The organism is candidate division WOR-3 bacterium (assembly GCA_016867815.1).
In the GTDB taxonomy this organism is placed as follows: domain Bacteria; phylum Hydrothermota; class Tepidihabitantia; order Tepidihabitantales; family Tepidihabitantaceae; genus UBA2258.
Genome location: VGIR01000043.1, coordinates 1 through 20,809 on the forward strand (window position 1 = coordinate 1; position 20,809 = coordinate 20,809).

Annotated in this window: 23 protein-coding genes; 10 read left to right on the plus strand and 13 right to left on the minus strand. The window is 64.1% G+C overall.

The features are described 5' to 3' along the window. Window positions 1-614 precede the first annotated feature (614 nt). The 4 genes from FJY68_07905 to FJY68_07920 all read left to right on the plus strand — a co-directional run bounded on the left by FJY68_07905 (window position 615) and on the right by FJY68_07920 (window position 3,733). The gene (locus FJY68_07905; GenBank protein ID MBM3331757.1) at window positions 615-851 is read left to right on the plus strand and encodes a DUF3098 domain-containing protein; all 237 of its coding nucleotides are present in this window, start codon (window positions 615-617) and stop codon (window positions 849-851) included. Next, on the plus strand, window positions 848-1,420 hold the full coding sequence (gene pyrR / locus FJY68_07910; GenBank protein ID MBM3331758.1) for a bifunctional pyr operon transcriptional regulator/uracil phosphoribosyltransferase PyrR: 573 nt from the start codon (window positions 848-850) through the stop codon (window positions 1,418-1,420). The genes FJY68_07905 and pyrR overlap by 4 nt, the downstream gene beginning before the upstream one ends. Continuing rightward, window positions 1,417-2,352 (plus strand): aspartate carbamoyltransferase catalytic subunit, encoded by a 936-nt coding sequence (locus tag FJY68_07915; GenBank protein ID MBM3331759.1) that lies wholly within the window; start codon window positions 1,417-1,419, stop codon window positions 2,350-2,352. The genes pyrR and FJY68_07915 overlap by 4 nt, the downstream gene beginning before the upstream one ends. A 91-nt stretch (window positions 2,353-2,443) precedes the next feature. Beyond that, window positions 2,444-3,733, plus strand: a complete 1,290-nt coding sequence (locus FJY68_07920; GenBank protein ID MBM3331760.1) for a dihydroorotase — start codon at window positions 2,444-2,446, stop codon at window positions 3,731-3,733. A gap of 172 nt (window positions 3,734-3,905) precedes the next feature. Here FJY68_07920 and FJY68_07925 read toward each other — a convergent pair whose 3' ends face one another. From FJY68_07925 to FJY68_07955, 7 genes are all read right to left on the minus strand, one after another. After that, entirely contained in the window at window positions 3,906-4,544 is a 639-nt protein-coding gene (locus FJY68_07925) for a hypothetical protein (GenBank protein ID MBM3331761.1), read from the minus strand. A gap of 24 nt (window positions 4,545-4,568) precedes the next feature. Next, window positions 4,569-6,734, minus strand: coding sequence for a hypothetical protein (locus tag FJY68_07930; GenBank protein MBM3331762.1), 2,166 nt, complete (start codon window positions 6,732-6,734; stop codon window positions 4,569-4,571). Between the two features lie 98 nt (window positions 6,735-6,832). Then, window positions 6,833-7,267, minus strand: coding sequence for a hypothetical protein (locus FJY68_07935; GenBank protein ID MBM3331763.1), 435 nt, complete (start codon window positions 7,265-7,267; stop codon window positions 6,833-6,835). 26 nt (window positions 7,268-7,293) lie between these two features. Further along, window positions 7,294-7,587, minus strand: coding sequence for a 2TM domain-containing protein (locus FJY68_07940; GenBank protein MBM3331764.1), 294 nt, complete (start codon window positions 7,585-7,587; stop codon window positions 7,294-7,296). A gap of 11 nt (window positions 7,588-7,598) precedes the next feature. Continuing rightward, window positions 7,599-8,552: a GNAT family N-acetyltransferase gene (locus FJY68_07945; GenBank protein MBM3331765.1), complete on the minus strand. Its 954-nt coding sequence runs from the start codon at window positions 8,550-8,552 to the stop codon at window positions 7,599-7,601. Next, window positions 8,553-9,503, minus strand: coding sequence for a GNAT family N-acetyltransferase (locus FJY68_07950; GenBank protein ID MBM3331766.1), 951 nt, complete (start codon window positions 9,501-9,503; stop codon window positions 8,553-8,555). It abuts the gene before it with no gap. 10 nt (window positions 9,504-9,513) lie between these two features. Then, window positions 9,514-9,984, minus strand: coding sequence for a DUF1905 domain-containing protein (locus FJY68_07955; GenBank protein ID MBM3331767.1), 471 nt, complete (start codon window positions 9,982-9,984; stop codon window positions 9,514-9,516). A 268-nt stretch (window positions 9,985-10,252) separates the two neighbouring features. Between FJY68_07955 and FJY68_07960 the strand changes: the two genes are divergently transcribed. From FJY68_07960 to FJY68_07985, 6 genes are all read left to right on the plus strand, one after another. Continuing rightward, window positions 10,253-10,432, plus strand: a complete 180-nt coding sequence (locus FJY68_07960) for a hypothetical protein (protein MBM3331768.1) — start codon at window positions 10,253-10,255, stop codon at window positions 10,430-10,432. 329 nt (window positions 10,433-10,761) lie between these two features. Beyond that, window positions 10,762-11,004, plus strand: coding sequence for an AbrB/MazE/SpoVT family DNA-binding domain-containing protein (locus FJY68_07965; GenBank protein ID MBM3331769.1), 243 nt, complete (start codon window positions 10,762-10,764; stop codon window positions 11,002-11,004). A 21-nt stretch (window positions 11,005-11,025) separates the two neighbouring features. Continuing rightward, window positions 11,026-11,859 (plus strand): arsenite methyltransferase, encoded by an 834-nt coding sequence (arsM, locus tag FJY68_07970; GenBank protein ID MBM3331770.1) that lies wholly within the window; start codon window positions 11,026-11,028, stop codon window positions 11,857-11,859. Window positions 11,860-11,869: 10 nt separating this feature from the next. Next, on the plus strand, window positions 11,870-13,060 hold the full coding sequence (locus tag FJY68_07975) for a PDZ domain-containing protein (GenBank protein ID MBM3331771.1): 1,191 nt from the start codon (window positions 11,870-11,872) through the stop codon (window positions 13,058-13,060). Between the two features lie 99 nt (window positions 13,061-13,159). After that, window positions 13,160-14,239: a hypothetical protein gene (locus FJY68_07980; protein ID MBM3331772.1), complete on the plus strand. Its 1,080-nt coding sequence runs from the start codon at window positions 13,160-13,162 to the stop codon at window positions 14,237-14,239. Window positions 14,240-14,375: 136 nt separating this feature from the next. Beyond that, window positions 14,376-16,097 carry an AarF/ABC1/UbiB kinase family protein gene (locus FJY68_07985; protein ID MBM3331773.1) on the plus strand — a complete coding sequence of 574 codons (1,722 nt, stop codon included), beginning with the start codon at window positions 14,376-14,378 and terminating at the stop codon, window positions 16,095-16,097. A 61-nt stretch (window positions 16,098-16,158) separates the two neighbouring features. On the opposite strand, the gene FJY68_07990 is transcribed toward FJY68_07985, so the two are convergent. The 6 genes from FJY68_07990 to FJY68_08015 all read right to left on the minus strand — a co-directional run bounded on the left by FJY68_07990 (window position 16,159) and on the right by FJY68_08015 (window position 20,721). Beyond that, window positions 16,159-16,551, minus strand: a complete 393-nt coding sequence (locus FJY68_07990; GenBank protein MBM3331774.1) for a thioredoxin family protein — start codon at window positions 16,549-16,551, stop codon at window positions 16,159-16,161. A 138-nt stretch (window positions 16,552-16,689) separates the two neighbouring features. Further along, window positions 16,690-17,103 (minus strand): hypothetical protein, encoded by a 414-nt coding sequence (locus FJY68_07995; GenBank protein ID MBM3331775.1) that lies wholly within the window; start codon window positions 17,101-17,103, stop codon window positions 16,690-16,692. A gap of 115 nt (window positions 17,104-17,218) precedes the next feature. Next, window positions 17,219-17,563: a hypothetical protein gene (locus FJY68_08000; protein MBM3331776.1), complete on the minus strand. Its 345-nt coding sequence runs from the start codon at window positions 17,561-17,563 to the stop codon at window positions 17,219-17,221. An 86-nt stretch (window positions 17,564-17,649) separates the two neighbouring features. Continuing rightward, entirely contained in the window at window positions 17,650-18,276 is a 627-nt protein-coding gene (locus FJY68_08005) for a hypothetical protein (GenBank protein MBM3331777.1), read from the minus strand. Between the two features lie 9 nt (window positions 18,277-18,285). Then, complete coding sequence (locus tag FJY68_08010; protein ID MBM3331778.1) at window positions 18,286-19,737, minus strand: hypothetical protein; 1,452 nt, start codon at window positions 19,735-19,737, stop codon at window positions 18,286-18,288. Between the two features lie 60 nt (window positions 19,738-19,797). Further along, window positions 19,798-20,721 carry a hypothetical protein gene (locus FJY68_08015; GenBank protein MBM3331779.1) on the minus strand — a complete coding sequence of 308 codons (924 nt, stop codon included), beginning with the start codon at window positions 20,719-20,721 and terminating at the stop codon, window positions 19,798-19,800. Between the last annotated feature and the right edge of the window lie 88 nt (window positions 20,722-20,809).

Consider the following 20,809-nt stretch of genomic DNA (forward strand, 5'->3'; position numbering starts at 1 on the left):
CGCCGAAAGGAGGGCACGGTCAGGCGAGAGAACGCCGGGGAACGCGATACGCATGACGCAAGACGCATGACGCCGGAACCGGTGCGGACGGAGGATATTGTCGCGTACCTGGAGAAGCGGTTTGCGCCGCCACCGCCGGACGAGCGGCTTCGGCTTGATGATGAGCCAAGCTGAGATGTAGTCAAAGTGCAGAATGCAAACTGCAAAATGCAGATTGACTGAAAGGAATGCGAAGGGGCGAGCAAGGACGGGAGTTCGAATACGGAAGGCAGAGTGCGGAAGTGAGGACTGGAGAAACCGCCAAGATCGCCAAGGTCCGGATCCGGAGTCGTAGTAACCACAGATGAACGCAGATGGACACGGATGGACCGCCACAGGTCGGGCCGGATAGACCAGAATCCAGAGACCAGAGCCCAGAGTTCATAGTTGTGGATGCGAAGAGGAACATCCGCAGATTGCGGAGATGACGCAGTTTCCTGGTTCTTCCTTGTCCGGCACTAGACCACTGGAACACTGGACCACTTGACCACTGGTCAGCCAGCGCTTGCGCCAGGGCTAGCTCGGCTTGACTTCACCGCAAGGCCCGTTAAGATGGACGCCGAGGTAACTACCGTATGAAACCTGACCGCAAGCCTGCCAAGTCTCAGCCGGTGAAGCCGAAGCCGGCATCGAAGAAGCCGCTCCGGCCCATGATCAATCTCAGCAAGAAGAACTACGCCATCCTGGGCGTCGGCCTCGTGACTATCGCCGCCGGATTCATCAGCCTCGCATCGGGTTCAATCACGCTGGCGCCGATACTCCTGGTCCTCGGGTATTGCGTCCTGATACCGGTCGGGTTGCTGGTGAAATGACGCGGCGGCTGGCCGACGCCAAGGCCGTAAGCGTCCTCGTCGCCAGGCTCGCCGGCCAGATCAGCCGCCACAATCGGGGAGTCCAGGACCTTGCCCTGGTCGGCATCAAGCGCCGGGGCGTGCCGATAGCCGAGCGGCTGGCGGCGCGGCTTAGCGCCGGCCGCCAGCCGGGAATCCCGGTCGGAGCGATTGACATCACCCTGTACCGCGACGACCTGCAGATGGTAGCGGAGACCCCGATTGTGCGGGGTTCGGAAATCGGCTTTGACATCAACGGCAGGACCCTGGTGCTGGTGGATGACGTGGTCTTCACCGGGCGCACCATTCGCGCGGCATTGAGCGAGTTGCTTGACTTCGGGCGGCCCAGGGCGATACAGCTGGCGGCTCTGGTCGACCGCGGACACCGCGAACTGCCGATTCAGCCGGACTTCGTGGCCCGGGTCATCAAGACCCGACGGTCTGACCTGGTCGACATTTTCCTGAAGGAGACCGACGGCAGGGACGAGATTGTGCTGACCAAGGTCGGACAAAGCCAAAAGCCAAGAGCTAAGAGTCAAAAGCCAAAATGAAGTTGAGGTCGAGGCACCTGCTCGGCATTGAGGGTCTTGACCGTTCCGAAATCCTGACAATTCTCGACCAGGCCCGCACCTTCCGCGAGGTGCTGGATCGCCCGATTCCCATCGTGCCCGCGCTGCGCGGCCGGACGGTGGTGAACCTATTCTTCGAGGCCTCGACCCGCACGTCAACTTCCTTCGGCCTCGCTGCCAGCCGCCTGAGCTGCGGGTGCGTCAACTTCAGCAAGGCGACTTCGGCGGTATCCAAGGGCGAGACCCTGCTCGACACGGCGCGGAACATCGAGGCGATGGGCGTGGACGGTATCATCATACGGCATCAGTCACCGGGCGCGCCTCACTTTCTGTCACGGCACGTGAAGGCCTTCGTAGTGAACGCCGGCGACGGCGCGCACGAGCATCCGACCCAGGCCCTGCTCGATGCTTTCACTCTGCGGGAGAAACTCGGCAGCCTGGACGGAAAGCGGATACTGATAGTCGGCGACATTGCCCACTCGCGGGTCGCCCGCTCGAATCTGCTCTGCTTCACCAAACTCGGAGCCGAGGTGGCTGTCTGCGGCCCGCCGACGATGATCCCACCCGACGTCGAGGAGTACGGCTGCGAGGTCTTCTACCGTCTGGACCGGATACTCAATGAGGTGGATGTCGTGAACATGCTCCGGGTCCAGCAGGAGCGGATCACTTCGTCGAGCTTTCCCACGGTACGCGAGTATCGCGCCTTCTACGGCCTGACCGCAGAACGTCTGCGGAAGCTGGCGCCCGAGGTTGTTGTCACCCATCCGGGGCCGGTGAACTGGGGCGTGGAGATGGACTTCGACGTTGCCGACTTCAGCCGGGCATTGGTGCTGCCGCAGGTCACGAACGGCGTGGCGGTGCGGATGGCGGTGTTGTTCCTTCTTGCCGGCGGAGAAGGCGAAGTCAGAAGCTAGATGCTGGAAGTCAGAGTGCTCCTCACCACGACCCTCTCCTCGGCGAGGAGAGGGAGAGCGGAGCGATGGTGAGGAGTGGGTGAGGGTCGGCATGAAGGCGGAGACCAAGGATAGGCTGCTGCTGCAGGGCGGGAGCGTCGTCGACCCGCTGAAGGGCAGCGTGCGCCGGGCCGACGTGCTGGTGGTCGGCGGCCGCATCGAGAAGGTGGAAGCGAGCATCGCAGCGGGAGCTGGTACTGAGGTGCTCGACTGCCGCGGCAAGCACATCGCGCCGGGATTGGTGGACATGCACTGCCATCTCCGCGAGCCCGGGCGCGAGGACGAAGAGACCATTGCCAGCGGCACTGCGGCCGCTTTGGCGGGCGGGTTCACGCGCGTCTGCCCGATGCCGAACACGGAACCGGCCATCGATACCGAGGCGCAGGTCCGGTTCGAAGTCCGCCGGGCAGCAGAAGCGGGATTCGCCCGGCTCCACCCGATCGGCTGCTGCACCAAAGGCAGACAGGGGAAAGAGCTGGCGGAGATCGGCTCCATGGTCGATGCCGGCGCGGTGGCCTTCTCGGACGACGGCTCGCCCATCGACGACGCCCAGGTGATGCGCCGCGTACTCGAATACTGCAAGGCATTCGATGTCCCGGTCATTTCCCACTGCGAAGTCAAGGAGCTGGTTGAGGGTGTCGCGAACGAGGGACGGGTCTCGACGAAGCTCGGGCTGAAGTCAGGACCGGACGTGGCCGAGTCGGCGCAGGCGGCGCGCGACGTCCTGCTCGCCGAGTTCACGCGGGCGCGGCTGCACATCGCCCACGTCTCGGCAAAGTCCACGGTCGACGTCATCCGCTGGGCCAAGGCGCGCAGCGTGCAGGTCACGGCTGAGACCTGTCCGCACTACTTCGTCCTGACCGAGGATGCGCTGACGGACTTCGACACCAACTGCAAGGTCAATCCGCCGCTGCGGGCCGAGGCTGACCGACGCGCGGTCATAGCCGGGCTGGCCGATGGCACGATTGACGCTATCGCCACCGATCATGCGCCGCACCTGAAAGGCGAGAAGGAAGCGGAGTTTGATGCGGCACCTCCAGGTATCATCGGGTTTGAGACCGCGTTCAGCCTGGGCTACGAGCAGCTTGTCCTTGGCAGGGCCCTGCCCCTGGCTGACTACATCGCCCGGCTTGCGGTAGCGCCGCGCCGAATCCTGAACCTGCCGCCCGCCGCAGTCGCTCCGGCTTCCGAAGCCGAGCTGGTCGTCCTCGACCTGAAAGCGGAGTGGAAGTACGCGGCCGACAATGTCCGTTCGCTCTCCCGCAACTCGCCCTTCCTCGGCCGGGTGATGCACGGCCGGGTGTCAGCGGCCCTGCTCGGCGAGAAGCTCTTTCGGTTCTAGCCGAACCGAGTCCAGATCCCCTGCAGATACACGAAGCCACAAAAGAGCGGAACCCGAGCTACCCTTCGCCCCGGCTTCGACGCCCAACACCCGAACTCCGCGTCAGACGACTCCTCCACCTGGACGCAAAGACGCGAACCAAGTAGCCCCGGAAGCTGGGCGAGGTCGCCGGCTACGGGAGCACGACGACTCTGTGCGGTGTCGACCAGAGGCTGGCGTGTCCTGCCGGGTCCGAGGCCATGCTCCTTACCTCGTACTCGCCCGGCACAGACCAGGAGCCAAGCATACGCGCCGTATCACCTGAGGCATAGCCGGGTGCTCTCACGGTATCGCCGTTTCCCCAGGCGAAGGTGTAGGCAATCACGTCGGCTTCCGGATCGGTGGTGACCGTCCGGAACTCGCCGTTCGAATCCGTTCTGACCGTATCCGGCCCGAACACGCCGTCCGGCGTCTGCGGTGCGTAGTTGCGGACCAGCACCGGGTGAGGTGTGGACAGGTCGGACAGCTTGCCGATCTCGGTCTGGGCGCGGCTCCGGACAGAAAACAGCCCGGTATCCGACCAAGTGTGCGTCATTTCCACGGTGTCACCAACCCGCACGAAGCCGGATGTATCGGCGGCGTTATCGCCCCAGTATGCGATGTACCGGACGCGTTCGATCCGGTCGGTCGCCGTGTAGAACGCGAATTTGCCCGGCTGATGCTGGCCGAGGGTGTCGGTCCCCAGCGGGGCCATGGGTACGGTAGGGACGGACTCCGCCGCGCAGGAGAGGAGCAGCAGCGCCGCTCCGGAAAGGACTCTGCCCAGGCGCATCCCGTACTACTCCTGCTTGCCCGGCTACCTCGCCCCGAAGCGACCGGTGTGCTCCGGATCGTGGTGGAACATTGGCCAGTCGGTCGCGGCCAGGGTACCGCCCGGCCTTCCCGCGATGGCGAAGATACCGCTGCCAGCCGCGATGTAGACAACACCGTACCGGTCAACCACCGGAGACGGCTGGTTGTCGAGTGACAGGCGCCCTGCTCCGCTCTTGCGGGACGTCACCAGAGTCGTCTTCCACAGGGGCCCGGCGCCGGGGTTGTTCACGTCAAAGGCGTAGAGTGCGGAGTCATCGGCGACGTAGACAACCCCGTCGGCGCAGAGCAGGGGAGTGCTGCTCAACATGTCTGTCGTCGGGACCGTGACCGGCCAGTTGCTCGCCGGCTGATGCGTGTTCTGGTCGATGCGGTAGAGCCTGCCGTCGTCACAGCCGAAGTAGATGTTCCCGTCAGGGCCGAGCACCGGGGATGACGATATGCCATTGCGCGGAGGCGGGGAAGTTACCTCGTAGGACCACGCGATGCTGCCGTCCTTGATTGCCAGCAGCCGTCCGCCCTCGGTGCCGACGTAAACCGTGCCGTCGGCTGCGACCGCGGGCGAGGAGGTGATGAACACCGTGCTGTCGGTACCGACTTCCCAGCCGAGCGTGCCGTCGCTGTTCAGGCAATAGGTGTAGCCGCTACCGTCGCAGCAGTAGATCCTTCCGTCCGGCCCGATGGCGGGCGAACTTGCCATCCACGAGCGCAGCGCATAGCTCCAGACCCTGGTTCCGTTGCTGCTGAGTTTGTGGATTTGCTGGTCCTCGCCGCCGCAGTAGATGCTGCCGTCTCCGGCCAGCGCCGGAGTTGCGGTCATGCCGTCGAGGCCGTTGCCGAACCGCCACTTGAAGGTGTCGCGGCTGTCCTCGGGACTGAATGCGTAGAGCCAGCCGTTTTCGTTACCTGTGTACCTCGTACCATCAACACCGATGGCCACCGACGAGTTGTAGGCGTCGGGGTCGACAAGGGAGATCTGGTTGATGGGGAACGACTGGTAGGCATCCACCACGTGCAGGTAGCCGTCGGTGCTGCCGCAGATGACTCCGGTCCAAGTGTCGCCGCGCCAGAGTGCAGGCCCGATTGCGGGCGAGGCGACGAAATCGCCGGGGAGGCCCCAAAGTATCTCTCCCTCGGCCACGGTTTTGAAAACGATCATGGGCGTGGTCGGGTTGGTATTCCCGTTCTGGTCAAACACACGTACCGTCACCAAGTAGCTATGGGTATCGCCGGTCGGCGTCCACTCGGCAAAGCCCTCAACGCCGGATGGGAACAACCGGGAGGTCACCGAGTCGCTTCCATCGAAGTACCAGCGGTAGTAGAGGCTGTCTCCGTACTGGTCGCGGGCAGCGGCGAAGAACCGGTACGCCGGGCCGTTGGGAATGCCGCGCTGCGGCGTGTACTGGGTCCTGATCTCCGGGGCATACGGAGCTACGTCAGGCGACCTGACGTAGATGCTGTCGGGAGCGGACCAGTCCGATGTATCGGTCCCATCCGAGGCCACGGCGTAGACCACCTTCCAGCCGTTCTGTGAATAGACTACCGTGTCCGTATAGGCCGCGCCGCCGGCTACTGCCGGGCCATAGCCGCTGACCTGGCCTTCCGCAAAGTAGTACTTTATCCGGACCGAATCGCCTTCTGCGTCGGTCGAGGAGGTCGTGAAGGCGATGGGTTTGCCCACCGAGTCGATGCCCGCGTGCGTCGGTCTGAGCGGTCGTTCCGGCGGGTGGTTCACGGTGACCGTGACGGTCAGGGTGTCGGACCAGCCGCTCCAATAGCCCTTCGAGTCCTGGGCTCTAACCCGAACCGCGTACACGCCGGTGCCCGTCCAGGCGTGACGAGCCGTGGCGGTTTCACCCGACGGCAACAGCGCGGTCGTGTCAGCCAGTCCGTCGCCCCAGTCAAACAGGTAGAGTACCTCGTCCTGGTTTGGGTCGTTTGTCATCGAAGAGAAGGTTGCCGGGCCGTCGACCGCCACTCGGCTCCGGCCGCTTGGCTTATCGGGCCTTGCCGGCGCCTTCTTCGTGCAGCCTGCCAAAGCCAAGGCCACCGCCAGCAGCGAGGTCGCCAGAAGCAAGTCGCTCCGCCTACTCGCCTGCATTTGTGTCCCTGTGCCGCTGCCTCGGATCGGCCGAAGGCGTGTGAGTGTCACGTAGGTAGAGGATACACCCCGCTCGGGCAGGAGTCAACGGCCATATGGACGTGCGTTCCTGCGAACCCGCACGCGTCAGGCGGATGTTTGGACCGAACTCAGAGTACGGCGAGCTTCTTGTCGAAGTCGGCGACCAGGAACTTGCTGCCTTTCCTGACAACCTTGTGCCCTTCGGCGGCAAGGCGCTTCTTCAGGGCCGGGATGCCGCCGGGGTATTTGGGGTTGAGTTCGCCGCCGGTCTTCAGCGTGCGCCAGTACGGAGTTGTCTCTTTCCGGCCTGCGGCACGCGCTTCCTCGGCGGCGTGGGCCGCAATCCACGCGAAAATCCCGGTAGTCATCTGGCAGGCGATGTCGGTACCGTGTTTCTTCGCGAGACAGGCGCGGATTTCGTTGATGGTCGCGAGGCTGCCTTTCGGTACCCGGCACATCACCTCGTCGACCTCCGCAGGGGAGGGTATGACCATGGTCTTGGGCAGGTCTTTGCTTTGAGCCAGCTTCTCCCGCCAGGATTTCTCTTGTCGCTTCGTGGCCATCGTTTCTCCTTTGCGGCTGATCCGGCCTACTGGTTGCGCCGGCGTTCCCTGTCCATCAGCTTCTTCACTTGCCGTTCTTCCCAGTCGCTGGTGAACAGCGCCAGTACGCCGAATACGTTGAAGGCGTGCGAGGCCAGCCCGATTCCCCAGCCGAACAGGGGCCAGTAGAACCACCAGCCACCGTAGCGTCCTCGCGTTCCCGCGTTGACGAGGAACAGGCCGGCGTTGACGATGAGGTAGGTCAGCAGGTGGATGTAGAACCCCTTCTGGGCCTCCACCTGTTCCCGCGCGCGCTTCTCGAGTTCTTTCTCGTCGAGCATCGTATCCTCCTTCAGGTTAGTTCCCGCATCTGCGTCAGCCGGCGGCGGGTAGTTTTGAATCCGAGCAGTTCGTAGAGATGCAGAGCCCCGGTGACGTTCTCGGTGTCTACGCCAAGCTCGGCCTCGGCCATGCCGCGGTCCTTCAGCCGTTCCAGCCCGGATATGAGCAGGGCCTTGGCGATGCCCCGGTTTCGATAGGCTTCGAGCACGCCCAGTATGTACAGGCTGCCGATATCTCGGCTACGACGCCTCACTTCTGCCGGGTCTGACCCGCCGACGAGGAATCCGACCGGCTGCCCTTCAAGCTGTGCCACGAGCGTGAAGAGCCATTCGTTCCGCTCGCGAGCCGTGCGGTACATGTAGCCGGTTTCGGCGGTGGTCATCGGCCGGTAGTTGAAGTGCTCACGAAAGCTCTCGTTCCAGAGTCGGCATTCGAGTTCGATTGTCGCGTCATCGGCCGGCATCTCGACAATCGCCGCGTCGCGGTGTTCGCCTACCGAGCGCGGCACCGACTTCAGGTCGTGGCTCATAGACTGGAAGATGCGGACGCATCGGAAGCCCAGGCGCTGGGCAAAGGCGACATTGGCCGGAATGTCGCGGTGCCAGAGTTGAACCCTGGTCTTGCCTCGGTCCTTCAGGCTCGCGAATGCCGACCGGGCGAGCCCGGACCCGACACCGCGCCGGCGGAACTCGGGCAGTACCCACGGGCCTTCGAGGTAGCCATGTTCCTCGTCGGCCTTGCGGTCGATGTACGCGTCGGTACAGCCCGCGGGCCCGCCGTCGAGCTCGGCAATCATCATTCCGGCCGCGTCGAACCATGGGCCCTGTTTGTGGAGTTCGAAGTCGGCCGCATTCTCCGGCGTGTACTCCGGGTACTCATCCAGCGCACGGTTCTGGATGTCGAGCCAGAGCGCGTCGTCTTGGCCGGAGACGTAGGGACGAATCAGGATGCTCACGATGGGCAACTACTTGCCGGCCAGGTCGAGTGAGTGGACCAAGTCGCGGTGGACGAGCGCGAAGCCCAGCCGCTCGTAGAGGTGGTGTGCGCCGGTAACGTTGGTGTCGTCGACATAGAGTCGGACCTCGTCCATGCCGTCCGTCTTCAGTTGTTTCATGCCCGCGAGCATCAGCGCCTTGGCGACGCCGCGGCCGCGCCAGGGTTTGAGCACGCCGATGTCCCAGAGCCCGCCGCGGTTCTTCCTGAGGTGCGCTATCTCTTTCGGGTCGTAGCCGTACCAGAGGTAGGCAACCGGCGTGCCGCCGACGCGGGCCAGGGAGATGTGGAAGATTGTGCCTTCTTCGGCGAAGGCACGGGCCCAGAATTCGAGCTCGACCAGCTTGACCGGCCGGTAGTTGAAGTGCTCTTTGAATGCCTCGTTCTCGATGGCGACGTTCACCTCGAGGTTCTCCTGGGTCGGTGCGACGACCTCGAGCTCGACTTCGGTGGATTCGCCGATGCCGCGTGGCAGGTCAGCAAGCGGTCGCTGCATCTCGCTGAACCGGCGTGTCGGCTTGAATCCTAGCGAGGCGAGGAAGCCGTTGATATCGGCCCGGTCGCGTTCATGGGATTCGGCGACGTACCGGCCGCGTTGCGCGAGGTCGGAGAGCACCCTGCGGGCCAGCGCGGTGCCGACGCCCTGGCGCCGGAACTCCGGTGGCACGTGCGGACCGGACATCATGCCTTTGCCGTCGGTGCGGTGCGGGTCAACGTACGCGAACCCGAACCCGGCCGGGACGCCGTCGAGGCTGGCGATGAAGCGGTGACGGTGCGGTTCTTCCGGTGACTGGTCCCAGAGACGAGTCTCTTCGACGGTCGTTGGTACGAAGTCGTCGTCTTCCGCGTGTGCGCGGTTGTAGATATCGACACGTATCTCGTCATCCTGGCCGCGGACGTACGGGCGGATGGCGATGGCCATCGTTGCCGTCCTAGCCTTTTGGGGTCTTTCTCGTCGCGAGCAACTCCAACGCCTTGCGGATGCGGGCCTGACGAGTCTCGGGCCGCTTCGCCTCGGATATCCAGTCGACGTATTCTCTCTTGTGGGAGTAGGAGAGGTTTGAGAAGAGAGAGTGGAGAGTGGGGAGTAGAGCGAGGGCAGCCTTGAGGTCTTTTGGGACCGCGATGGTACGGGCTTTGGTGTCCGGCTCCATCGCTACTGCCACAGTGTCGCCGGTATCGACCTTTGCGCCCTCGCGTATCGCCTTGTTCAACATCATGAAGTGGCTGCCAGAGCCGTCCGGGAAGATGGAGGAGCGGAACGCGAACCCGTTGACCGTCCCTTTGACCGCGACCCTGGCTTTGCTGCCGAATGCCGATTCGACGTCGAACGGTATCCTTATGCAGGACCAGCGCGCGTCACCCATCGGCGCTATCCTCGCCCTGAAGTTCTTCACCGGCATAGCGGTTCCTTTCGGATCAGTGTGATGATGGTAATCCCGCCGCCACCGGTGTCAAATGTCTCATCCGTCCGATCCTTCCGCTCGCCCGGTTCCGGCGAAACGTCCGGCCGGGCTCGCGCCCCCGCCCGCGGCCGGGAGAGGATTTCTTGAAACCTCTCTCTGGTCTGAATAGTCTAACTATTCAGAATGGTCAGCATAGGTGCAATCGTACTGTGGTTGGCCGTGTATGGCCAGGGATCGTAAGTAGTTCTCAAACCGGAGGTAAGGTATGTCCGAGGAGAAGAAGGAAAAGGCGGAAGAGAAGGGCGTCGGCGAGTGCCGGGTCACGGTCAATGTCGAGGGTTGCGGGGCGTGTTGCGGGACGGAGATGGGAGACCTGAAGCTCGACGGCAAGCAGCGGGTCATTAAGGTCGTCTGCTGCCCGTCTGAGGAGAAGAAGGCGCAGTGAGCGCAGGTGGAGGGCAGATCTTCGATGGCCTGCCCTCCCAGCTCGGGACAGCCAGGAATCGGATATGACGCCCCCGCGGACCCAGGAAACCCGATGGGAGATTACCACCAAGGCACAAAGGCACAAAGAGGATCGGAAGGGAACTGCAGGCTCGCGGGCAATTCCTGCCCGTCTGGACCTTCGTTTCTTGGTGTCTTTGTGGTAGGACTCCGGATCCGACTCCCTGCTGTTCGCGCCGTCACTTGGTGACCGCTTGACCTCGGTCGACACCGGCCTACACTATCAGAAGAGTCTGATAGTTCAGGAAGACCGAAGCGTGAGGAGCTACTATGGCGAAGCCGATGAAGGTCGAGTGCTGCAAGGTCGAATCGGTGGTGACGGTGGACGAGCGGGGTCAGATGGTGCTGCCGAAGGAAATCCGGGAGCGGGCCGGCATCAAGGCCGGGGATAAGCTGGCAGTGGTTTCGGTGAGCGACGGAGACAAGCTCTGCTGCATCACGCTGATCAAGGCCGACGCGCTATCCGGTACCGTGAAGGTGATTTTGAAGCCGATGTTGGGCGGGAATGAATAAGAGGACAGTTGAGGAGTTGTGATGAAGACGGATGATGTGAAACGGGTGGTGCGCGAAGGATACGCGAAGGTGGCGAAGGGTTCCGGGTCCTGCTGCGGGCCGCAGAGCTCTTGCTGCGGCACGGCGCCGACCGCAGAGGATGTGAGCCGCAGAGTCGGTTACTCGGACGCGGAGCTGGCAGCGGCGCCCGAGGGCGCAAACCTCGGGCTGGGCTGCGGCAACCCGGTGGCGCTGGCGTCGCTGAGAGAAGGCGAGGTCGTACTGGACCTGGGCTCGGGCGCGGGATTCGACTGCTTCCTGGCCGCGAAGAAGGTCGGCAGCAGGGGCCGGGTCATCGGCGTCGACATGACGCCGGAGATGCTCGAAAAGGCGCGCGAGAACGCGCGCAAGACCGGAGTCGCCAACGTCGAGTTCCGGCTCGGAGAGATCGAGAATTTGCCGGTGGCTGACGGCTCGGTGGACGCGGTCATCTCCAACTGTGTCATCAACCTGGCGCCGGACAAGGCGCGCGTGTTTGCCGAGGCGTTCCGGGCGCTGAAGCCGGGCGGCAGGCTGATGGTGTCGGACCTGGTGTTGACTGCGCCGCTGCCGAAGGTCGTGCAGGAGTCGGTGGCGGCCTATGTCGGCTGCCTGGCCGGGGCCAGCCTCAAAGACGAATACCTGCGAGCGATCGAGCAGGCCGGGTTCGAGAAGATACATGTCGCGAGCGAGGATTCGTTCCCGGTCGACTTGATGCAGAACGACCCGACTGCGCAGGCGGTCGTGAAGGATTTGAAAGTCTCCCGTGAGGAAGTAACGCGGATTGCCGGGACGGTAGTCAGCGTGAAGGTCTCGGCCCGGAAGCCGGACCGATAGGGGGTATGCCGTGAGCAAGGGGATTCCGAAGTTGTCGCTGTTGCTGTTGTTCTTCGCGGCCGGGTGTGCGCTGCCCGGCCGGGCCGGACCGGGAGAGGTCGATGCCGGCGATAGAGTCGCGGCGCAGTTCATCGAGAACCACATCTACGTGCCGGTGACAGTGGCGGGGAAAGAGCGGCTCTGGATTCTCGACTGCGGCGCGGGTGGGTCGGTGATTGACCGGGAGTTCGCGAACGAACTCGGGCTTGAGACCAAGGGCGAAGTCGAGGCGATGGGCGTGGCCGGTTCAGTGAAGACCGGCTTTGCTTCGGTCCCGCGATTGCGCGTTGGTGGCATCGAGTTGGAAAGCCAGCCGATGGTGGTACTGGGAATAGCGGAGCTGATGCGCCGGAACACCGGAACCGAGCCGGCCGGCATCCTGGGCTACGACTTCCTCTCCAAGTTCGTGACCAGGGTGGACTTCGCCGGCCAGACGGTCACGCTCCTTCGGCCCGAGAGTTTCGTCTACCGTGGTCCGGGTCGGACGATACCGATGCGTGTTGAGGCAAACATCCCGGTGGTAGAGATGGCGGTCGACGGGGAGTATCGCGGGCAGTGGCGGCTCGACATCGGCGCTTCAATATCGGCGTTTCACCACCACGCGGTCGAGAAGTTCGGGCTGGCCGCGAGAAGCGGGGTTGAGCGGCTCGCCGCCGGAATGGGAGGCAGACAGCGCCATCGACTGGTGCAGTTCGCTGACGCGGAACTGGCCGGGTTCAAGTTGGAGCGGCCGGTGCTGTCGGTGCCGGTCGAGGCCGGCCCGGGTGCCTTTGCCGGGACCAGCGTGCTCGGGACCGTGGGCAATTCGGTGCTGCACAACTTCGTGCTCTACCTCGACTACCGGGGCAAGCGTGTCGTAGTGGAGAAGGGGTCAGAGTTCGGCAAACCGATGGTGCTTGACCGCAGCGGGCTCCAAGTCAGCCGGAATGACAGCGGCAGCTTCGAGGCCATCTGTGTGGCCGCGAACACGCCTGCGGACAAGGCCGGATTCAAGACCGGCGACGTCATCGAAACCGTGGACGGCCAGTCGCCGGAAGCACTGGGAGGCCTGAGCCGGATACGCGAAATGCTGCGGGCCGCGTCAGGTACACATTACCAGGTCGCTGTGCGTCGCGGAGATACCCGCCTCAGCCTAGACTTGGTGCTGGCCGAACTGTTCTAGGTCCGGCTGGCTTCGGTCACGCGGAAATGTTGGGGTTCAGCCGCGCTTGACTATGCGCGCTCGGCGCTGTAGAACGACAGCAAGTCAACAGGAGGTCGAATGAGAAATTCCGTGCTCTACGTGCTCCCGTTCGTTTTGCTTGCCGCCTGCCGCAACCAGTCACCGCCGGAGAAGCCGATCTCACCCATCGGACCGGTCTCCTGTACCACCGGCGTGGCGTACACGTACAAGGTAATGGCAGTCCACCCGCAGGGTCAGCGTATCGAGTTCCAGTTCGACTGGGGCGGGACAGTGGCCGACTGGGGCAACTGGGCCGCGAGCGGCGAGACCACATCGGTCAACCATGACTTCGACACCGCCGGGACATACGCGATTGCCGTCCGGGCTCGCGACAGCGCAGGGCTGCTTTCCATCTGGTCCGACCCGTTGTCAGTCACTGCTGTCAGCATCCCGAGCGGGCCGGCACGCAGCCTGTCGCTATGGGCAGAGACCGATTCGACGGTGCGGCTTGCCTGGAGTCCGCCGGTCGAAGGCGTGCCCAACCTCTACCGGGTGATGTTCAAGCCGGCCCGCGACACGCTGCGCGTCGCGCTCGAGACAAACGACACGACCTGCGTGCACGACCCTGCCGGCCTCACCGGTGACTATCGCGTGCTCGCGCGGTTCGGCGGCATCTACGTCGAACCCGAGGAGACGCTGTCGACGATACCGGTGCAAAGCGGCACGACCACGGTCGGCGAGTTGAGCGGCACGGGCAGACCGGGTTGCGGTTGGCCCGGGCCGGGTCGCGCCGCGGCGACGTACGACATGAGCGATACGGCGTGGGTCGATCTGGTTGACTTCTACGTGACCGACTTCAAACCGGGCTCCAGCGGTCCGACCTACTATCTCGCGAGTCCCGGCCTCGCACCGGATGACTCGGGCGGCAGCGTGCCGGCCGGACGCTGGCACGTCACGAGCTTCGCGGAGCTCGCGGGCGAGCAGAGCCGGGTGCCGCCGGTCGGGGACAGCGCGTGGAGGAGCTCGGCGCGAGTTCCCGGCGCGATGGTTGCGGGGTGCCGTACCGAGCAAGGCTACTTCGCTATGATCAGCGTCGGACAGCTGCGAATACAGCAGAAGGAGGTGCGCCTGCAGGCCTGGTTCCAGTCAGTGCAGGGACTGCGCCTGCTGCGGCACTGACCCTCCGCCGAGAGCATCGAACAGAGGCGCCCCGGGCCGCCTCTGCGTTCCATTGCGGTTTGACAGCACTCCGCGGTCGAGATATCATCACATATGCGGAGTGGATGCCGGCTGACCCGACCGAGGAGAGATTCCCTTGTCCCAAACGCCTGAAGGACCGTGCCGCCGCCCCGACCAGCCGTCGCTGCCCGAGTTTGATCCGTTCGGGTGGCTGAAGGGCCGGCGCCAGTTCACCCGCGCGCGACACATCGGCGCGGTGCTGGTGCGACACGGACTGGCGGAGTTGGCGATGCGGCTGGGGCTGGAAGGACGGCTGAGGTTCGGGCGCAAGGCGCGACCCGACGCAGCGGCGCTGAGCGAGCCGGAACGACTGGTCAAGGCACTCGAGGAACTCGGGCCGACGTTCATCAAGCTCGGGCAGATGCTCTCCACGCGGCCAGATCTTGTGCCGCCCGACTTCGTCAAGGCGCTGGCGAAGCTGCAGGACAATGTTCCGGGTATCCCATACGATGAGGTGGAGCGCGTCGTAGCTACCGAGACCTGCCGTCTGCCGGACGACATCTTTGCCGAGTTCGACCGCGAGCCACTGGCCGCCGCTTCCCTCTCCCAGGTCCACCGTGCCAGACTCGCGACCGGCGAGGAAGTGGCGGTCAAGGTGCAACGGCCCGGCATAGCCCGGATGATAGACGGCGACCTCGCCATCCTCGCATCGGTCGCCAGGTTCATCGAGCGGCATCAGCCCGACCTCGTGATGTATGACCCGGTTGGCCTCGTCGCCGAGTTCGACCGCAGCCTCAGGCTCGAGCTGGATTTCGTCCACGAAGGACAGAACGCTGACATCTGCCGTCGCAACTTCGTTGACGACCCGTCGGTTATTGTCCCGAAGATACACTGGAACTGCACGACCAGCCGGCTGCTCGTCCTCGATCTGTTCACCGGGGTGAAGGCGACCGACGCGGCCGGGCTCGGGCAGGCGGGTATCGACCGACACAAGCTCGGGCAGTCCGGCGGCCGCGTGTACATGAAGATGATTTTCGAGCACGGGTTCTTCCAGCCCGACCCGCATCCCGGCAACCTGGTCGTGATGTCCGACGGCCGGCTGGGCGTGATCGACTACGGCATGTTCAGCCGCATCGACGACGAAACCCGCGACTTGCTGGTCGACATGCTGCTCGCCGCCTATCGGCAGGACAGCAACCGATTGCTGCGGCTCGTGCTCAAAGTCGGCTCGAAGGGCGCGCACGTTGACGAAGCCGGCCTGCACACCGACATCAGGGATCTGCTCGACCGCTACTACGGGGCGAATCTGCGCGAGCTGTCGTTCGGGCGCGTGCTGCGCGAACTGCTGGCCGTCATTCGCCGGCACCGGATTACAGTTCCCGCCGGGCTCGCGATGGTCGTGCGCGGCCTCGCCACGGTCGAAGGGCTCGGTCTGCTCATCGACCCGGAATTCAACTTCATCGAGGAAATGAAGCCGTTCCTCGAAAGACTGGCCTGGCGCCGGTTCGGCCCGCTGGGCTGGTTCAAGGACCTGCGCCGCTACGAGGCCGACTTCGAGTCGCTGGTCCGCGACCTGCCCGCCGACCTGAGACAGATCAGCGACTGGCTGAAGAAGGGCGAGATAAAACTCCAGATTGACCACGAAGAGCTGCGCCAGATCGTCCGGAACCTCAGCGGCTCCAACAACCAGCTGGCTGCGGCCATCGTGCTGGCGGCGATCATCGTCGGCGCGTCGCTGCTCGTGGTGGCGGCGCCGACTGCACTGAGGAGCCTGGTGCCGGTCATCGGCATCGCGGCCTTCGTGGCCGCCGCTGCCATCGGCGTCTACCTGCTCCTGGCCGTCCTGCGACGCCGCTAGGGCCGCCCCGCTGAAAGAAAGCGGGAGCATCGCTCCCGCTCTCCAGAGAACCGGTCCGCTGCTACTGGATGAACCCGTGGGTCTTGAAGCGGCCCACGATGGTGTCCCTCGGCACAAGGCCGACAATGCGCGAGAGTTCGTTGCCCTTGGCATCGAGGAAGACAAGGGTTGGTATCGCCTGGACGTTGAACTTCTTCGCCAGTTCCTTGTTCTCGTCGGAATCGATGGACTTGATCTCGATCTTTCCCGCATACTCCGTTTCCAGAGCTTCAATAATGGGCTTCAGTTGTTTGCAGGGAGGGCACCACGTCGCCCAGAAATCCCAGAGCTTGGGAAGATCGGTGGCCGCTTCGGCCTTGGGCTGAGGCGGGGCGGCGGGCACCTTCTCTGCCTTCGAGCCGCATCCGGCAACGACAAGCAGTGCAAGGACGAATGTGATTGTCAGGTTTCGCATGAGGAAACTCCTTTCGCCAACCATTCTGGGCCGGCGGCGAGACAAGTCAACCAAAGCCGAGCGACAGCAGACTACGGTCTACCCCAGGAGGGACGCGGTTTTCCCGTGTCCCCCTCAATCAACAGTGTCCCGCAGTCGCTACGACTTGAGCTTGAGAGCCTGGGTGATGGAGATGTTGCTCTTGCCGTCCTTCTCGTAGACCAGCATCTTGATCACCTCGGTCTTGTCCGGATTTATCCACTCCAGCATGCCGACCTTGCCGCCTTCCGGATCCCTGGCCCATCCAGCCTTCTCAACGGATGACTGGTACCACGCTTCGATCTGCGGACGCGGGTCGGCGGAGACGAGAGTCCAGCTCGTGCCTTTGCTGTCCTCGGTGTTGAGCGCCATGCGTTCGACGGCGGTCGCGCCCGGGTAGCGCAGGTAGTCGGGCAGAGTGGAGATGTCGACCGCCGGCGGGCCTGACGGTCTGGCGGTCGGCTGCGGCGCGGATTCACGGCAGCCGGAAACGACAAGCAGGGCAAAAACGAACGCGGTTATGATTCTCTGCATCGGAGGGTTTTCCTTTCGCTTACGATTGAGAGCCTCTGCCCGGCCGAGTCGGTCCGGGCCGGCCGCGGTCCGCTCTCCTGTCGTGCGGCACGTGCATGTCCTCGAACGCGGACTGCTATCGCTCCAACGCAGGGGGGTTGCCTTCGATGAGGACGGTGTTGGTATGCAGCCCGAGAAGGAAGAAGCCCGGGAGGTTCCAGAGGAACTCGTACCACTTGTAGTATGACTTGACGCGCATCTGACTAAGATTGACTTGTCTGGCCCAGGTGGCGGTGTTGAGTGCGCCGTTTGAGATTGGCACCAACCCCCAGAACAGGGAAACCTGTCTGAGTTCGAACCTGACCGTTGCCGGTTCGTTCGCCAGCAGCGTGACGGTCTGACCGGGCGGGGCCTTCACGTACAAGGTGCTGCAACTGATGAGCAGCAGAAGTGCGGACACGAGCAACACGGGTTTCCTCACAGGGCCTCCTTTATGTCAGTCTACGAACGCGGTGCGCGCTGTCAACAGGCGCGAGCGTAGGTCGCGCGTGGGCGACCTCCTTCAGGCTACGGCGCGCAGGCGGCGATATCCTGCGGGTTCAGGACGATGCTCGCTATCTGCGCCTCGATGCGGCGGACGGCTTCCGCGCTGCGGTTGCCCGGCCGCAGGTAGCCGAGGTCAGCCGGCACGAGGTGAAGCGTGAGCCGGACCCGGCGATGGAAGACAAGCAACTTGCTCGTCCCATCGTACTGGACCGGCGCGACGAAGACGCTGGCGATGTTGTAGCCGAACGTCGAGCCTTGGTGACCGTTCGTCGCGACTTCGGCCGGGTAGACCGAACCGTAGTACTTGGGGTCGGGCGAGACGGAAGCGGGCAGTTCTGGGTCGGAGATGACCCGCGGCGGCTGCACCGGGTAGACAGCCGACGCGCACGGAATCGTCTCGGTCTCGACCGCGTCGACCGTGAGACCCGTCACCTTCATGTCCTGCGGCATGACAAGCTGAGCTACGGCAATCGGGACTGCGGGCGCGCCCACCTCCCACGCGCTCACGCAGTGCCCCAGTGAGACCGCGGTCAGCCCGTCCTGCTCCCGCAGGACGAGCTGTGTCCGGTCGAACGTCAGCTCGGCCGGCACGGTCAGACCCAGGGCGACCGCAACGGCTGCGGCCAGGATCGCGGCAATTCCCCTCATCGTATTCTCCTATCTTGCGACAACGACTCGGTTCACGCGCTGGGCCGCGCACACGAAGTAGACCCCGGAGGCAAGGTGCGAGACGTGGTTGGGGCCGGGCTTCAGCGTCATCACGCTGCGGCCGCAGATGTCCAGCAGCAGGGGCCTTGGGACACGATCCGAATTGCCCGGCAATTCGGTCATGTCCCGCGGCAGGAACAGCACGCCGCGCACGACGGTAGTTCCGAGCTTGGGGCTTGAAGCTCGGGGCTTGTGGTTTTCCTCAACCCCGCTGCCCGAAGTCACCCAGACCGGCATCGCCGGCGCACCCATCAGGTTCATCTCGTAGTCACTCCACCGAGAAACCAGGTTCGTGTCGGCAAAGGGCGCGGCCCGGGCACGACTCGCGGTGAAATCCTCCAGGCTTCCCGGGCCGGAGTGGCCGAAGAGCGAGCTGACGAAACCTTCGACCATCATCGCTGCGTACTTCCGCTGCGGGTTGTAGGCATCAAGCACCCCGAGGCGGGAGTTGCCGATGCCGGCGACAGCGCCACCGTTCGGCGCGCCCAGCGCGTACTCCAGTATACAGTCCATCCCGTCGAAGTGCCCGGTCAGACAGCCGACCGCGATGAAGATGGTGTAGTTGGGTCCGTTGGTGAGGTTCTGGACATCAGCTCTGCCAAGAGTCCAGTTGTGGTTCTCCCAGCCGCAACCGTAGGCATCGGTCCCGCCGTGGTCCCATTGGATGTAGATATGCTGGCCCGCGTTCAGTGCATTCAGCACAGCGGTGCGGTGATTGCCGGTGTGCGAGTCGTACACCCTGGTACAGGGCTTCATGCTCTGCGGCAGGTATGCGGAGTCATACAGCTCCATCGTTGCTTCTCCGAGAACCTCGGGATTGTGGGAGATGTCGAACCCGGTCAGGAGTACGTTGCGCAGGTAAGCGGCGGACGAGTCGGCACAGTAGGCGAGGAACTTGTCCACAAACAAGTCTACCGAACTGATGTAGGTGGCCGGCAGCCGGGCCACGTGCACGTCGGGGTAGAGGTCGACGGAATCCTCGACCTCGCCGAAGAGACTGTCGCCGTCCCGGTCCCAGTCGCCGTCGAGGTCGGAGAAGTAGAGGTCGGTAGGAACCGTGTCCTTTATCGGCGGCAGGATGCTCGATGCATCCACCCAGCCCTTTCGGCAGGGCAGGATGTCGTCGTCACCGCCGAGGAGCACATGGGTCGTGCCCCAGTTCTGGTACGCATGGCGGATGAAACTGCGAATCTTCTCCGCCCGGTCCCGTCCCGGAAAGGAGGCGTAGATTGCTTCGGCCGAGACGGTGGTGTCGGCAAGGCCGACGTTGTTCTCAAGCCAGGCGCCAAGCGGTGCGAACCGCGTCACGAACGAGTCGGTCGTCACCGTGACGTGGTCGTACGGCTGGCCGGATACTATGGCCGGCAGTAGCAACGCTGCCGCACACAGCACTTGTCTCATCTTACAAGTTTGGCTGACCGTCAGCACATCGTCAAGGAGCGGGGCCTGCCGGCGAACAAGTCAGTAGCCCAGATCGAGGTTGACAGCGTTAAGGAAGTCCGTCCGTCCGGCCGCGAATCGCCGGATGTTCTCCATGACTTCGTCCCAGCGTGCTAGGTCGTCCAGCGGCGATGCGGCCCGGTGCGGCGAGAGCACGACATTGTCGAGCTGGTGGAACGGGAGCCGATATGGGTACCTCCGGCCATCGGGATCGGGCTCGGGCACGTAGTTGTACCAGACGTCAATCGCCGCGCCCCGGATCGTACGTTGCTGCAGCGCCCGGTACAGCGCCTCCTCGTCAAACACCGGGCCGCGACCGACGTTCACCACCAGCCCGTCCGGACCCAGGAGTTCGAGTTCCCGGGCCTGGATGAGTCCGCGCGTGTCGTCGGTTTCGGGCAGTGCCGCAATGAGGACGTCCACCTGCTGAAGGAACCGGTCGAGCTCGGTGGGTTCGAACCGCGCTGCCGGGGTCGGCATCGGCTCGCTCCTGCCCGTCCATTCCCGGCGCAGCACCGCGAAGCTGGTGTCGAACCGCGACAGCAGGGAATGCACCTGGCGGTTGACGCGGCCGTAGCCAAGCAGGCCTACGGCGCGACCTCGTAACGGCAGGGACTTCGCGTCGGTGTCTCCGGTACGCCACCGGCCCTGCCGCATCCAGCGGTCGTGCTGGACCACGTGGTTCGTCAGTGCCAGCAGCAGGGCGACCGCATGCTGGGCGGTGAAACCGGCATTGCCATGACCGTTGATGAGCACGACGCCGCGCTCACGGAAGTACCGCTTGAACCTCGGGAGCAGGTGCTGTACGCCCGCCCCGGGGTTAATGAACAGCTTCAGTTGCTTCGCCGCCCCGAGCATCGCTTCTTCCGGCTGCCAGCCCACGACTATGTCCGCGTCGGCGGCGAGTGATTGGAGAGTCCCGGGCTTAGAATCCGGCGGGAACACCAGCCTGACGCCCGCCGTATCGCGCAGCCCCTGTGCGAGGTACTCCCGAAGGTCATCACGCGGCTGCCAGATGAACAGAACAACCGTT